This window comes from Nitrosospira sp. Nsp11, assembly GCF_900142705.1.
Lineage (GTDB): Bacteria > Pseudomonadota > Gammaproteobacteria > Burkholderiales > Nitrosomonadaceae > Nitrosospira.
In genome coordinates this window covers 19,478-33,567 of the sequence record NZ_FRBV01000017.1, presented here as the reverse complement: position 1 = coordinate 33,567, position 14,090 = coordinate 19,478, and the positions used below count along the sequence as shown (strand labels likewise).

Genomic DNA, 14,090 nt, shown 5'->3' with positions numbered 1-14,090 from the left:
GGTGGACAATATCATCATTGCTGGCAAGGCTTACTCTTCCAGACTTCTGGTAGGCACTGGAAAATACAAGGATTTTGACGAGACTCGCGCAGCGGTTGATGCCAGCGGTGCGGAAATTATAACGGTAGCGATTCGCAGGACCAATCTCGGCCAGAACCCCGATGAGCCAAACCTGCTGGACGTGCTGCCACCATCCCGATATACCTTGTTGCCCAACACAGCCGGATGCTACACGGTGGAAGACGCCGTGCGCACCTTGCGCCTTGCGCGCGAATTGCTGGATGGCCACACGCTGGTAAAGCTGGAGGTGCTGGGTGATCCGAAAACCCTCTACCCCAACATGATGGAAACCCTCAAAGCTGCCGAAATTTTGATAAAGGAAGGTTTCCAGGTAATGGTTTATACCTCGGATGATCCTATCGCAGCCAGGCAACTGGAAGAAATCGGCTGTGTGGCGGTGATGCCGTTGGCCTCGCTGATCGGTTCCGGCATGGGTATTCTTAACCCTTGGAATTTGCAAATCATAATAGAAAATGCCAATGTTCCGGTAATAGTGGATGCGGGTGTCGGCACGGCTTCGGACGCGGCTATTGCTATGGAGCTAGGCTGCGACGGTGTTCTGATGAACACTGCAATTGCTGCCGCGCGCAATCCGGTACTGATGGCTTCCGCCATGAAAAAAGCGGTAGAAGCGGGTCGCGAAGCCTATCTGGCTGGACGCATGACCAAGAAGCTTTACAATGCCAGTCCCAGTTCGCCAGTCGAGGGGACCATTGCCGGCAGCCATCAGCAAAAAGACAGAGACAAATCCTGATCACTGCCGGTTTTTCAGATTCTATATAAATGGCAGAGCATCGTCCCATCCGAAGCTTTGTTCTCCGTCAGGGTCGTGTCTCGAATGCGCAGCGTCGCGCTCACGAAACGTTGATGCCCCTATACGGCGTTCCGTTCACCGGAAGGCCTCCGGTAAGCCTGCTCGATCTCGAAACCATCTTCGGCAGGAGCGCGCCAAGGTTCCTGGAAATCGGCTTCGGCATGGGTGAGACTACGGCCGTTATCGCCAAGGCGCATCCACAGAACGATTATCTCGCCGTTGAGGTTCACACACCCGGCGTCGGTAGCTTGCTCAAGCAAATCGAAGAGCTTGGGCTGACGAATATACGCATTGTCCAGCATGACGTGGTGGAAGTGCTGCAACACGCGTTGCCACCGGAATGCCTGGACGGTGTGCACATCTTTTTCCCCGACCCTTGGCCCAAAGCCCGCCACCACAAACGCCGGTTGATACAACCGGAATTTGTTGCGCTGCTGTGCCGGCATCTGAAGCCCGGCGGTTATATCCACGCCGCGACCGATTGGAAGGAATATGCGGACCAAATATTACAGGTGTTGCGCAGTGAACCGCAGTTGGCCAATACCGTTGTTGATTATTCATCACGTCCGGAATACCGGCCTTTGACCAAATTCGAACAGCGTGGTTTGCGGTTAGGGCACGGAGTGTGGGATTTGATATTCCGAAAAAAATAACGAGCTATACCTAGCCCGGATGTTTCATAAATTGACGCGCGCCCTTGCTGGTCTTTTGTTTCGTATGAAAATTTCGTTCAGTCGGGCGTATGAATAACTACGCCACTCTTTCACAAAATCTCCCTACAAAACAAAATTCTGCGCAATCATCACGCGAATTTATGAAACATCCGGGCTAGTCGTTGCTTTTCTCGGGAAGGAAGATTTGCAACAGATCATTCAAAAAACGCCTGCCGGTGTGCGTAGGCGCAATGCGCCGATAATCGCGCGTAATCAGGCCTCGTTGCTCGGCCTCGTCAAGCTGGCGCTGTATGCGGGTGATGGGCAGGCCGGTACGCTCCGTGAACATTTCCGTGGCAAAGCCTTTCGTAAGACGTAGCGCGTTCATCATGAATTCAAACCCACGGTCGTTCCGCCCTACTTCATGCTGTTCCATGACAGGCGGGCCGGCATCCGGCGTGGCTTGGGCGGTTTTGACGAGGTACTCCCTGGGTTGCTTGTAGCGCATCTGGCGTACGATCCTGTCGGCAAAGCTTATCTTGCTATGCGCGCCTGCCCCAATCCCAAGATAATCGCCGAACAACCAATAGTTCATGTTGTGATGGGACTCTCGGCCAGGTTGGGCGAACGCTGACGTTTCATAGTTGACATAGCCTTCCTGCGCAAGTGTTTGCTCGACCATTATCTGCATTTCCGCAGCCAAATCATCGTCGGGCAATGGCGGCGGATAGCGATGAAACAGCGTGTTGGGTTCCAGCGTCAGATGATAGGCCGAGATGTGGGCAACGCCACACTTGGCCGCGGTCTCGATATCGTTGCGGGCTTCCTCCAGCGTCTGGTTCGGCAGGCCGTACATCAGATCGAGATTCACATTGTCGAAATTATTCCGGGCGATCTCAACGGCTCGCTGCGCATCGTTGTCGTCGTGTATTCGGCCCAGAGATTTAAGATGTCTGGGGTTGAAGCTCTGGATACCGACGGATAAGCGATTAATCCCGGCCGCGCGAAAATCGGCGAATTTTTGCGCCTCGAAAGTGCCGGGATTGGCTTCCAGCGTCACCTCAGCGAAAAGTTCGAGTGGCAGCAAGGCCCGCACGGCACCGAGGATTTCGTCTATGGACCGGGCACCAAACAGGCTGGGCGTGCCACCGCCGAAAAATACGCTGACCACCTTGCGTCCCCAAACTTGGGGTAATGCCGCTTCCAGATCACGAATAAGCGCCGCCACATACTCAGCCTCGGGCACGCCATCCTGATCGCGAACCTCATGAGAGTTGAAATCGCAATAGGGGCATTTTTTCATGCACCATGGGATGTGAATGTACAGGCTTAGCGGGGGCAGCGATTTCAGTTTCGGGGACTGAGAACCCAATATGAGTGCAGGAGAAATAATTGTTGTCATGACTAATGGGAGAGATGACAAGCAAAAGAAAATATCGTTTCAGCGATGATTGAAATAATCGGTCTTGCAAGAAGATAATGTGAATTTCGTCATCTTGGGATTTGACCCAGAATTCCAATCAGACCAACAACGGTTTGCTTTGTTCGGATTAATCGCTCATCTCTCTTTTCGCCGGTACCAGACGCTGCTGGGCTCAGAGCGTTTCTTCGCTGATTCTTTTAACGAGCCGAGCCAGTGCCTTACCGCGATGGCTAATTCGATTTTTTTGCTCCGCGGGAAGTTCCGCAGCAGTTTTGCCAAGGCCCGGCAGAAAAAAGTAAGGATCGTACCCAAATCCGCCGGTCCCGCGCGGGCTGAGCATGAATTCACCATGCCAGGTTCCATCGGCAATAAGGGGTTGCGGATCGTCGGGGTGGCGCAAGAGCACAATCACGCAGTAATAGTGAGCTTTGCGATCGGCCTGGTCTGTCAACACATCGACCAGCTTCTGATTATTTCGCTCGTCTGACCTGGGCTCTCCCGCGTATCGTGCCGATAAAATGCCCGGTTTGCCATTTAAGGCGTTCATGCAAATACCTGAATCATCCGCCAGAGCTGGCAGTCCGGTGCATCTGCTGGCATGACGTGCCTTGACGAGGGCATTTTCGATGAAAGTGGAATACGGCTCTTCCGATTCAGCGACATTGAATACAGACTGGGGCAATACCTCAATCCCCAGCGGCTTCAGCAGTTGGCCGATTTCCCGCAACTTACCGGAATTACTGCTGGCGATTACCAGTTTTTGCATATCAGCTCTTTATCGAGCGGCCAATACCGCTTTTTGAATTGCGATCAATTCCTGTATCCCCTGCTGCGCCAGGTCTACCATGGCGTCCAGGTCGTGGCGGCTGAACGGAACTCCTTCCGCAGTCCCCTGCATTTCCACCAGACCAGAGTCGCCAGTCATGACGACGTTCATGTCAGTGTCGCAGCGGGAGTCTTCAAGATAATCAAGATCAAGCACTGGCACGCCCTCGTACATGCCAACCGAGACCGCTGCAACATGACCGAGTATCGGCGTCGTTTCTATCAACTGCTGGTGTAGGAGTTTTTCTACCGCATCATGCAGCGCGACAAAAGCTCCGGTAATACTGGCCGTGCGTGTGCCGCCGTCGGCCTGGATGACATCGCAATCGATCTGGATGGTGCGCTCGCCCAATTTTGTCAAATCCATTACTGAACGCAATGCGCGCCCGATGAGGCGCTGGATTTCCATGGTGCGCCCGGATTGCTTTCCCTTGGCTGCTTCGCGCTGCATGCGCTCGTTAGTGGAACGTGGCAGCATGCCATATTCCGCAGTGAGCCAGCCCTGCCCTTTGCCACGTAGAAACGGGGGCACTTTCTCATCCAGGCTGGCTGTACATAATATCCTGGTATCGCCACACTCGATCAGCACCGCACCTTCAGCATGTTTGGTGTAATGGCGGGTAATTTGAACCGGACGAAGTTGAGCCGGCGTGCGATTACTGGGGCGCATGGTTGTAATAAATCTCTAAATGATCTTATAACGGCGGCGTGCCGTCGAACGGAACCACAATCATTTGATCAGCTAATCGGTAACAATTGTGGGATAAGGGTGCAAACTCGTCCTGCATATCTGCGACGATCATGTGCGATAATTCCCATCGCCCCCTATTTTAACCTATCAGGACCTGTCAGTGGATGAGTTAGCGACGATCTACAGCATGACCGGCTATGCCGTGGTTGCCCGCGAGTTGCCCCAAGGTTCACTGAATCTGGAGCTGCGCTCGGTTAATAACCGCTATCTGGATATCCAGTTCCGCCTGCCCGACGAATTACGCTTGCTGGAAGTGACGATGCGTGAATTTCTGACCGCTCGGCTGAGTCGTGGAAAAATCGAATGCCGCGTAAGCTTTTCCGGAATCACAAGTACCGAAGATCTGCAGCACATCAACGCTGACCTGTTGCAAAAACTACTTGAGCTGAACCGTACCGTCAGGGCTGCGCTACCCGACGCCCATGGGCTCGAGGTAGCGGATATTCTTCGCTGGCCCGGAATGTTGAGGGCCAATTCAATGCCGGCAGAGAGCTTGCGCGAACCTTGCCTGGAATTACTGGGCGCCGCCCTGCATGAGTTGGCCGCCGCACGTGCCCGAGAAGGCGAAAAACTTAAAGTCATCCTGCTTGAACGCCTCTCCAGGATGCGCTCCCTGACAGCAGAAGTAGCGCCGCGTATACCTGCCTTGCTTGTGGCGTTTCAGGAAAAGGTCAAAGCCCGTTTGCGCGATGCCATGATAAATTGCGATGATGAACGTATCCGGCAAGAGCTGACACTATTTGCCAGCAAAATCGATGTAGACGAGGAACTGTCCCGCCTGCAGGCCCATTTTGAAGAAGTGGAACGGGTTTTGCGCAAAGGCGGCGCAATCGGCAAGCGACTGGATTTCTTGATGCAGGAGCTCAACCGCGAAGCCAATACGGTGGGCTCAAAATCGGTAGATGCGGAAGTATCGAAAATTTCCATCGAACTCAAAGTTCTGATCGAGCAAATGCGTGAGCAGGTCCAGAATATTGAGTGACAATATTAGATGGGTCCGGCTGAAACTCGCACGGATAACTGCACTATAAAAGTGCCCGCTGAGCATTTTTGATGAGCATCTTGATCAACGGCTCATGCTGGAAAGGGGTATCAAAAGTCTGTCCCTCTACCCCCGTGGACCGTGACTACTCATTATGTGTAGAAAGTGGGTATGAGCTTAGGTAGAGGGAGGTCAAGCGACACTTCACATTATCTTTGTTTTATAAGCATGGATGAGACGGGCGTTAAAGTCTCTGGCCTTTCTTCCTGGATTAGCCCCAAGCAGTACTCCAAGGCCTTTATGGATCCGAGGCGACGACTTATACCCAACCTATTCCCAGAACACCCAAACCGGTAACAAGTATTACAATATAAACAATCCAGGAAGTTATACTATTCATGGCGTTCCCCTTCAATATAGAGATAGAGCATCCCATATTATTTACCTTTTCACGACTGATATCCGTGCGCTAAGTCACAGAGATATGTTGGAGGTTCGCTCCAAGAATTGGGCATGGAGTTTAAGTTGTCAGCTCACGTGAATCAAAAAAGGCCGGACGTAGAAAAATGACATTTGAAGTCGGACGAACTGCCCTCACCTGATCAAATAACCAATCACTGCGATATACGAACTCCATGAGCGACTCCTCTCATCTCGTGTGCCCTCACTGTCAAGCCATCAATCGTGTGCCGACTGCGCGGCTCGACCAGAAACCCAATTGTGGGCAGTGTCACCAGCCTTTGTTCACGAGCCATCCGGTAGAGCTCACCACGGCCTCATTCGCACGGCACCTTGACCACAACGATATACCGTTGGTGGTGGATTTCTGGGCGCCATGGTGCGGGCCATGCAAGATGATGGCCCCAGCCTTCGTGCAAGCGGCGGCGATGCTGGAGCCGCTTGTCCGTGTAGCCAAGGTGAACACTGATACCGAGCAAGTGTTGGGTACGCAATACAGCATCCGCAGCATCCCTACTTTGATTCTGTTTAAAGACGGACATGAAGTAGCGCGGCAGGCCGGCGCTTTGATAACTCAGGATATTGTGCGCTGGGTTCGTACCCATTAATGGCATTGAGTGGACTACCGTGCCAGTTGGCTTGGTTGGAATGAGCCGAAGCTGTTAAACTTTGGCGGCACACTTAATAATCAAGCGACAGCGCTCCGCTAATAAAGCCGGAAAGAGGGAAACACCGCAACCAGCAAACTGGCGGGTGATACCGTGCGTTAATACTGTAGGGCTAACTTCAATATGACCATAACGCCGGGTGATTTATATATTATCAGCGCTCCATCAGGTGCTGGAAAAACCAGCCTGGTTAAAGCCCTGCTTCAAACCGGTATCGACCTGAGCCTGTCAATTTCATACACCTCGCGGCCCGCGCGTCCTGAAGAAATCGACGGCCGCGACTATCATTTTATACGCCGGGAGGTTTTTGAGCAGAGGCTGAAACAGGACGAATTTCTGGAAAGTGCGCAAGTTTACGGAAATTTCTATGGCACTTCAAAACGATGGATCAACGAAACCATAGCTTCAGGACGCGACGTTCTGCTGGAAATCGATAGCCAGGGTGCCCATCAGGTACGGGAGGCTTTTCCTCAGGCAGTGAGAATTTTTATTCTGCCCCCTTCGCTCGAAGTGCTGGAAATGCGTTTGAGGCAGCGGGCTCAGGATAGCCTCGAAGCGATAGGGCGGCGTCTGGCTGCGGCCCGCGACGAAATCAGCCATGCCGGCGAGTATGACTATGTTATTATCAATGACAGGCTGGACAGGGCATTGCAGGATTTGAAGTGCATTGTACAGGCCGAGCGCTTGAGAATGACAAAACAGCTTGCCCGCCACCATGGTCTGATGGCGCAACTCGGCAGAACGCCTTTTCCATAAGCGACGATAATTCCAACGTCCGGTCGAATGGCTGGTGCGCTACACTTCTCTTTCGCAGGTTGCCTTTAGTTGGTGGGGCATTCTATACTTCAATTTCTATACTATACATTAGCAGAGGCAAGATCATGGCGCGTATTACCGTTGACGATTGTTTGAAAAGAATTCCCAACCGCTTCGATATGACGTTGGTCGCGACCGTTCGCGCAAGACAGCTTTCAGTGGGGGGTACCCCCATGGTGGAGTCTGCGCGGGATAAACCCACCGTCATTGCATTGCGCGAACTTGCACAAGGAAGGGTGGGAATTGAACTTCTCACAACGGGTCCCATTTGATTTTTGAACGGCTTGGGCTTTCTTATAAAAAGCCTGCTTGAATACACTGATAAGCGTTTGTAGAAAAAGAATTGTAGATTGTCATGTGAAGGTGATGCCGTCCTGAAAAAAACTGTACGGGTATAACAGGGAAATTAAGGAAACGACGATGCGAGCACGAGGTCTGCCGGATTCTTCTGCTACCTTGCCTGAGGCGAATTTCCTTTTTCGTGAACTGTCGAGCTATCTTAAGCGGGAGGATGTTTCCGAACTTGAGAACGCGTACCTTTTCAGCCAAAGTGCCCACTCCGGGCAATTCCGAAAATCCGGTGAACCCTATATCTCTCATCCGCTGGCGGTAGCCAGCATACTCGGCAAATTACGCCTGGACACCCAGACGCTGGCTGCCGCGCTACTGCACGATGTGATGGAGGATACGCATGTCTCCAAAGCCGAGATCAGTAATAGATTCGGCAAATCGGTTGCGGATCTGGTGGATGGCGTCTCGAAGCTCGACAAGATCGAATTCCAGACCCATGCGGATGCACAGGCGGAGAATTTCCGCAAAATGCTGTTGGCCATGGCGCGGGACGTGCGCGTCATACTTATCAAATTGGCGGATCGGTTGCACAACATGCGCACGCTGGAAGCGATGCGGCCCGAGAAACGGCGCCGTATCGCACGCGAAACCATGGAAATCTATGCCCCTATCGCCAATCGGCTGGGACTCAACAATATCTATCATGAGCTGCAGGATTTAAGTTTCCGTTACCTGTTCCCGACGCGCTACCGCGTTCTGGCCAATGCCACCAAGGCAGCCCGCGGTAATCGCCGGGAAATGGTGACGAAAATCCTGGATACGATCAAGCAGCGTCTTAAAGTGGCAGGGCTGGATGCCGAGGTGACGGGGCGAGAAAAGCAGCTCTATAGTATCTACACGAAAATGGTGGAAAAGCACCTCACATTCTCCGAGATCCTCGATATCTACGGTTTTCGTGTCATCGTCAAAGACGTGCCCTCGTGTTATATCGCGCTGGGCGCATTGCATAGCCTCTACAATCCCATCCCTGGAAAATTCAAGGACTATATCGCCATTCCCAAGGGAAATGGCTATCAGTCGTTGCACAACACCTTGTGGGGACCCTACGGCACGCCCATCGAAGTGCAAATTCGCACCCCCGAAATGCACCGAATCGCCGAGGCAGGCGTCGCGTCTCACTGGCTCTACAAGAGCACGGATGCAGATCTTAACGACCTGCACATGAAAACCCACCAGTGGTTGCAGAGCCTGTTGGAGACGCTTAGCGATTCTACCGATTCACTGGAATTCCTGGAGCATCTCAAAGTTGACCTGTTTCCCGGAGAGGTCTACGTATTTACGCCCCAAGGCAAGATATTGGCGCTACCTAAAGAATCCACCGCGGTGGACTTCGCCTATGCGGTGCATACCGACATCGGCGATTGCTGCGTGGCGGCAAAAATAAACGGCGAAAACGCGCCGTTGCGCACCATGCTCCGAAGCGGCGACCGCGTGGAAATCGTGACTGCATCACATGCAAAACCCAATCCTGCCTGGCTTAATTACGTAGGCACGGGCAAGGCACGCTCGCATATTCGCCGCTTTCTCAAGACCATGCAATATGAAGAGTCGGCTAAACTGGGGGAGCGCTTGCTGAATCAAGCTTTAATTTCGCTCAAGGTCGATCCCGAAACGATAAGCGCGGCGCAGTGGGAAAAACTGACGCGTGAGAGCGGGGCAAAGTCCAAGACGGATTTACTGGCGGATATGGGGCTGGGCAAGCATTTGCCGGCGGTAATTGCCAGGCGGCTGGCGGTTCCGGGAGAATCCGCCTCCGGCCCGAGCGGGACTGGAGGTGTCATCACCATACTTGGGACTGAAGGCATGGCGGTGCAGTTTGCGAAATGCTGTCGCCCCATCCCGGGGGATTCCATTGTTGGCTTTATCAAAAAAGATCAAGGTCTGGTGATTCATACCCATGACTGTCCGGCCGCTTTAAAAAACCGCGGTAACTCGGAAAACTGGCTGGACGTGGCCTGGGGCAAGGATATCAGCAAGCAGTTCGAGGTCAGCATCAAGGTGATGGTGGCCGATCAACGTGGCGTGCTGGCGAGAGTAGCCGCCGCAATCGCCGAGGCCGGATCCAATATTGACAATGTCGCTATGGACGAAGATGAAGGAAAGGGTACGTACACAACCATGAATTTCATGTTGCAGGTCCGCAACCGCCATCATCTGGCGCAAGTGATGCGCAGCTTGAGGCGTATTCCCGAAGTGGCGAAAATCACCCGTATGAAGAGCTGATCGATTCGTCTCGCATCACGTTTCTACAGAATACTGCGTGCCCGCAGTGAGTTCCCCGGCATTGGTTGCCAGCAATTCACTTTTCACCCATAGCTATCGATCATATGCCAGGACTGGCGCCAGCCATTTCTCGGTTTCCTCCAGCGTCCAGCCTTTACGCTTCGCATAATCTTCCACCTGATCCTTGCCGATTTTGCCTACCGCAAAATAATCGGCGTCAGGGTGAGAAAAATAAAAGCCGGATACCGCCGCGGTAGGAACCATGGCGTAAGATTCAGTGATGATAATGCCCGCGTTTTCAGGTGCTTTCAGCATTTCGAACAAAGGGCCTTTCTCTGTATGATCGGGGCAAGCGGGGTAGCCCGGCGCGGGGCGGATGCCGCGATACTCTTCGGCGACGAGTTGGTCGGTACCCAGGTCTTCGTCCTTTGCGAAACCCCAGAATTCGCGTCGTACCCGCCAATGCATGTGTTCGGCGAAAGCTTCAGCCAGACGGTCTGCCAACGCCTTCAGGATGATTGCACTGTAGTCGTCATGCGTGTCCTCGAACGCCTTTATCCGTGCGTCTATGCCCATACCCGCGGTAACTGCGAATGCTCCGATGGCATCCTTTATTCCGGTTTCCTTGGGAGCGATGAAATCCGCCAGGCATTGGTTGGGACGTCCCGCCGGTTTCAGGGTCTGCTGACGCAAATTGTGAAAGGTCATCGCTAGCCGGGTGCGAGCCTTATCCGTGTAGATTTCGATATCGTCATCATTTACTGTATTGGCGGGAAAAAGGCCAAATACAGCATTGGCTGTCAGCCACTTCTGCTCGACGATTTTTTTCAGCATGTCCTGGGCATCGCGATACAGGTTAGTGGCCGCTTCTCCCACCACCTCGTCCTGGAGAATCGCCGGAAACCGGCCGGACAATTCCCACGCCTGGAAAAACGGCGTCCAGTCTATGAAAGGTACCAGCTTTTCCAGCGGGTAGTTTCTCAAGGACCTTACGCCGATGAAATCCGGTTCAGGCGGCGTATAGTTCTCCCAATCGGTTTTAAAAGAATTCTTCCTGGCATCTGCGATGGATAGCATTGGCGCAGGCCCCCTTTTATTTTTATGCTGGGCACGCACCTTTTCGTATTCGGCCTGGAGTTTTTCCACGTAACCTGCCTTTAGATCCTCAGACAGCAAGCTACTGCAAACGCTCACGGCGCGGCTCGCATCCGGGACCCATACGGTAATGCCGCTGTAATGGGGAGCCACTTTCACCGCAGTGTGCACCCGCGAGGTTGTTGCGCCGCCGATCAATAAAGGAATGGTAAAACCTTCCCGTTCCATTTCCTTCGCCACATGCGCCATTTCCTCCAGCGAGGGCGTAATCAGGCCCGACAACCCGATCATGTCGGCCTGCTCACGCCGTGCCATTTCCAGAATCTGTGCAGAAGGCACCATTACGCCCATATTCACTACTGCGTAATTGTTACACTGAAGGACTACCGTGACGATATTCTTGCCGATATCGTGAACATCCCCCTTGACCGTGGCGATTACGATCTTGCCCTTGGGCCTGGAATCGCCGAGCAGTTTCTTTTCCGCCTCAATAAACGGCAGCAGGTGCGCCACCGCCTGCTTCATGACGCGCGCTGATTTGACCACCTGAGGTAAAAACATCTTGCCCGAGCCGAATAGGTCGCCCACCACGTTCATCCCGTTCATAAGCGGCCCCTCGATCACCTGGATGGGTCGCCCACCTGCCTCAGCGACTTCGAGCCGCGCCGCCTCGGTATCTTCCACGATATAAGTGGTGATGCCCCTTACCAGCGCGTGAGTCAGGCGTTGCTGTAGTGACTCGTTGCGCCAGGCAAGGTCTTCAACATTCTCCTTGGTCTGTCCCTTGAAGCTCTCGGCGAATTCAACCAGCCGCTCGGTGGCGCTCGCGTCCCCATCTCCTTTGGGGGGACGATTCAGCAGCACATCCTCTACCCGTTCCAGCAGATCCTTGGGGATATCCGAATAAACGCCAAGTTGCCCGGCGTTGACGATGCCCATGGTCATGCCGGCGCGGACCGCATGGTAGAGAAAAGCGGTATGGATTGCTTCCCGCACCGGCTCGTTGCCGCGGAAAGAGAACGACACATTGGAAACGCCGCCGCTCACCTTGACATACGGCAGGGTTTGCTTGATCAGGCGTGTAGCATTGATGTAATCCAGGCCGTAATTGTTATGTTCCTCGATGCCCGTGGCGACCGCGAAAACGTTGGGATCAAAAATGATGTCCTCAGGCGGAAAGCCTACCTGATCCACAAGAATGCGGTAGCAGCGCGTGCAAATGTCCACTTTACGCTCAAGCGTATCAGCCTGACCTGCTTCATCGAACGCCATGACAATTACCGCCGCCCCGTAGCGGAGCGCAAGCTTCGCATGTTCGATGAATTCCGCTTCGCCTTCCTTCAAGCTGATGGAATTGATGATTGCCTTGCCCTGAATGCATTTCAGTCCCGCTTCGATCACCGACCACTTGCTCGAATCCAGCATGATGGGCACACGGCTGATATCCGGCTCGGCGGCGACAAGGTTCAGGAACGTAACCATCGCCTTCTGCGAGTCGAGCATCGCTTCATCCATGTTGATATCGATGATCTGCGCGCCACTCTCGACCTGGTTGCGGGCAACGCTCAGCGCTTCCGAATAGTTGTTGTTCAGTATCAAGCGAGCGAAGGCTTTCGAACCGGTTACATTGGTTCGCTCGCCGACATTCACGAACAATGAATCATCGCCAATGGCAAGCGGCTCCAGGCCAGACAGCCGCAATTTTTTTGGAATATCGGGTATGACTCTCGGCGCGATACCGCTCACCGCATCCGCAATGGCTTTGATATGTGCGGGTGTCGTACCGCAGCAGCCGCCGACGATATTGACGAAACCCGATTGCGCAAAATCCTTTATCAGACTCGCTGTGTATTCAGGCGACTCGTCGTAGCCTGTCTCAGCCAGCGGATTCGGCAGGCCGGCATTGGGGTGCGCGCTTACACGCACACCGGCCACCCTGGATAAATCTTCGATATAGGGACGCATCAACTCCGCCCCTAGCGCGCAGTTGAGCCCGACCGACAATGGCCGCGCGTTACTTACGGAATTCCAGAAAGCTTCCGGTGTCTGTCCGGAAAGGGTACGTCCGGAAGCATCGGTAATCGTTGCCGAAATCATCACGGGAAATCTTGTGCCGTGGGTTTCGAAATATTGATCCACGGCGAACAGCGCTGCCTTGGCATTAAGCGTGTCAAAAATGGTTTCAACCAGCAGGATATCGGCGCCGCCATCGATCAGGCCCCGAATGGATTCGGAATAATCCGCAACCAATTGATCGAAAGTAATGCCGCGGAAACCTGGGTCGTTGACATCCGGGGAGATGGATGCCGTCTTGGTGGTCGGCCCCAGCACGCCCGCGACAAAGCGCGGCTTCTCCGGAGTTTTTGCCTCCATCGCTTGCGCCGCTTCCCGCGCGAGTTTGGCCCCGGCAAAATTGAGCTCGTATACCAGATCCTGCATGTGGTAATCCGATAACGAGGCGGCGGTGGAATTGAAGGTATTGGTCTCGATGATATCCGCACCCGCTTCCAGATAGGCATCGTGGATGGCACGGATAACCTGCGGCCGGGTAAGCGTCAGAAGATCGTTATTTCCCTTGATATCATGGGGAAAATCGGCAAAGCGAGTACCACGATAATCTGCTTCGTCGAGCCTGTAGCTCTGGATCATGGTTCCCATGGCGCCGTCAAGCAGCACAATACGACGTGAGAGGATTTCTTCCAGCAATTTGGTGCGAGGGGTTTCGTTCATGGCAGCGCAACGTTTGAGGTGGAGGTTTATTCTATCACGCCCCTGCAGGCATTTTCCCTAACCTATCCCTCCCCCACATCTAACGTCGTCAATCGCGCTTACATCGAGAGCGGAGCTCATCTCAGCCAATTGACTTTGCTTGTTTCTACATGTTGCGTAGAACGCGCCTCTGCCATCGCGGCGTAACAATGTAACCTGGTCGCAATCTCATTGCGAAGACTCGGTTTGTCTACTTCCGTC

Annotated in this window: 11 protein-coding genes; 7 read left to right on the top strand and 4 right to left on the bottom strand. The window is 53.5% G+C overall.

Annotated elements, in window-relative coordinates:
- Position 1 precedes the first annotated feature (1 nt).
- On the top strand, positions 2-814 hold the full coding sequence (locus tag BUA28_RS13965) for a thiazole synthase (RefSeq protein ID WP_072768730.1): 813 nt from the start codon (positions 2-4) through the stop codon (positions 812-814).
- Positions 815-843: 29 nt separating this feature from the next.
- The gene (gene trmB / locus BUA28_RS13960) at positions 844-1,527 is read left to right on the top strand and encodes a tRNA (guanosine(46)-N7)-methyltransferase TrmB (RefSeq protein ID WP_072768729.1); all 684 of its coding nucleotides are present in this window, start codon (positions 844-846) and stop codon (positions 1,525-1,527) included.
- Between the two features lie 175 nt (positions 1,528-1,702).
- Here trmB and hemW read toward each other — a convergent pair whose 3' ends face one another.
- The 3 genes from hemW to rph form a co-directional block, all read right to left on the bottom strand.
- A complete protein-coding gene (gene hemW, locus BUA28_RS13955; RefSeq protein WP_072768728.1) occupies positions 1,703-2,929 on the bottom strand; it encodes a radical SAM family heme chaperone HemW in 1,227 nt (408 codons plus the stop codon).
- Between the two features lie 193 nt (positions 2,930-3,122).
- Positions 3,123-3,716, bottom strand: a complete 594-nt coding sequence (rdgB, locus tag BUA28_RS13950) for an RdgB/HAM1 family non-canonical purine NTP pyrophosphatase (protein ID WP_072768727.1) — start codon at positions 3,714-3,716, stop codon at positions 3,123-3,125.
- Between the two features lie 9 nt (positions 3,717-3,725).
- Entirely contained in the window at positions 3,726-4,445 is a 720-nt protein-coding gene (gene rph, locus BUA28_RS13945; RefSeq protein ID WP_072768726.1) for a ribonuclease PH, read from the bottom strand.
- 208 nt (positions 4,446-4,653) lie between these two features.
- Between rph and BUA28_RS13940 the strand changes: the two genes are divergently transcribed.
- The 5 genes from BUA28_RS13940 to BUA28_RS13920 all read left to right on the top strand — a co-directional run bounded on the left by BUA28_RS13940 (position 4,654) and on the right by BUA28_RS13920 (position 10,025).
- Positions 4,654-5,508: a YicC/YloC family endoribonuclease gene (locus tag BUA28_RS13940; protein WP_072768725.1), complete on the top strand. Its 855-nt coding sequence runs from the start codon at positions 4,654-4,656 to the stop codon at positions 5,506-5,508.
- 635 nt (positions 5,509-6,143) lie between these two features.
- Positions 6,144-6,575, top strand: a complete 432-nt coding sequence (gene trxC, locus BUA28_RS13935) for a thioredoxin TrxC (protein ID WP_072768724.1) — start codon at positions 6,144-6,146, stop codon at positions 6,573-6,575.
- A 183-nt stretch (positions 6,576-6,758) separates the two neighbouring features.
- Positions 6,759-7,391, top strand: coding sequence for a guanylate kinase (gmk, locus tag BUA28_RS13930; RefSeq protein WP_072768723.1), 633 nt, complete (start codon positions 6,759-6,761; stop codon positions 7,389-7,391).
- A 125-nt stretch (positions 7,392-7,516) separates the two neighbouring features.
- Positions 7,517-7,723, top strand: a complete 207-nt coding sequence (gene rpoZ / locus BUA28_RS13925) for a DNA-directed RNA polymerase subunit omega (protein WP_072768722.1) — start codon at positions 7,517-7,519, stop codon at positions 7,721-7,723.
- 148 nt (positions 7,724-7,871) lie between these two features.
- Entirely contained in the window at positions 7,872-10,025 is a 2,154-nt protein-coding gene (locus tag BUA28_RS13920) for a RelA/SpoT family protein (RefSeq protein WP_072768721.1), read from the top strand.
- 93 nt (positions 10,026-10,118) lie between these two features.
- Here the strand turns inward: BUA28_RS13920 and metH are convergent, their stop codons facing one another.
- A complete protein-coding gene (metH, locus tag BUA28_RS13915) occupies positions 10,119-13,850 on the bottom strand; it encodes a methionine synthase (RefSeq protein WP_072768720.1) in 3,732 nt (1,243 codons plus the stop codon).
- Between the last annotated feature and the right edge of the window lie 240 nt (positions 13,851-14,090).

Excerpts from the sequence above, each read along its gene's own strand:
- trmB (WP_072768729.1), top strand. The coding sequence starts at position 844 with ATGGCAGAGCATCGTCCCATCCGAAGCTTTGTTCTCCGTCAGGGTCGT.
- hemW (WP_072768728.1), bottom strand. The coding sequence starts at position 2,929 with ATGACAACAATTATTTCTCCTGCACTCATATTGGGTTCTCAGTCCCCG.
- gmk (WP_072768723.1), top strand. The coding sequence starts at position 6,759 with ATGACCATAACGCCGGGTGATTTATATATTATCAGCGCTCCATCAGGT.
- trxC (WP_072768724.1), top strand. The coding sequence starts at position 6,144 with ATGAGCGACTCCTCTCATCTCGTGTGCCCTCACTGTCAAGCCATCAAT.
- BUA28_RS13940 (WP_072768725.1), top strand. The coding sequence starts at position 4,654 with ATGACCGGCTATGCCGTGGTTGCCCGCGAGTTGCCCCAAGGTTCACTG.
- rph (WP_072768726.1), bottom strand. The coding sequence starts at position 4,445 with ATGCGCCCCAGTAATCGCACGCCGGCTCAACTTCGTCCGGTTCAAATT.
- BUA28_RS13920 (WP_072768721.1), top strand. The coding sequence starts at position 7,872 with ATGCGAGCACGAGGTCTGCCGGATTCTTCTGCTACCTTGCCTGAGGCG.
- rdgB (WP_072768727.1), bottom strand. The coding sequence starts at position 3,716 with ATGCAAAAACTGGTAATCGCCAGCAGTAATTCCGGTAAGTTGCGGGAA.
- rpoZ (WP_072768722.1), top strand. The coding sequence starts at position 7,517 with ATGGCGCGTATTACCGTTGACGATTGTTTGAAAAGAATTCCCAACCGC.
- metH (WP_072768720.1), bottom strand. The coding sequence starts at position 13,850 with ATGAACGAAACCCCTCGCACCAAATTGCTGGAAGAAATCCTCTCACGT.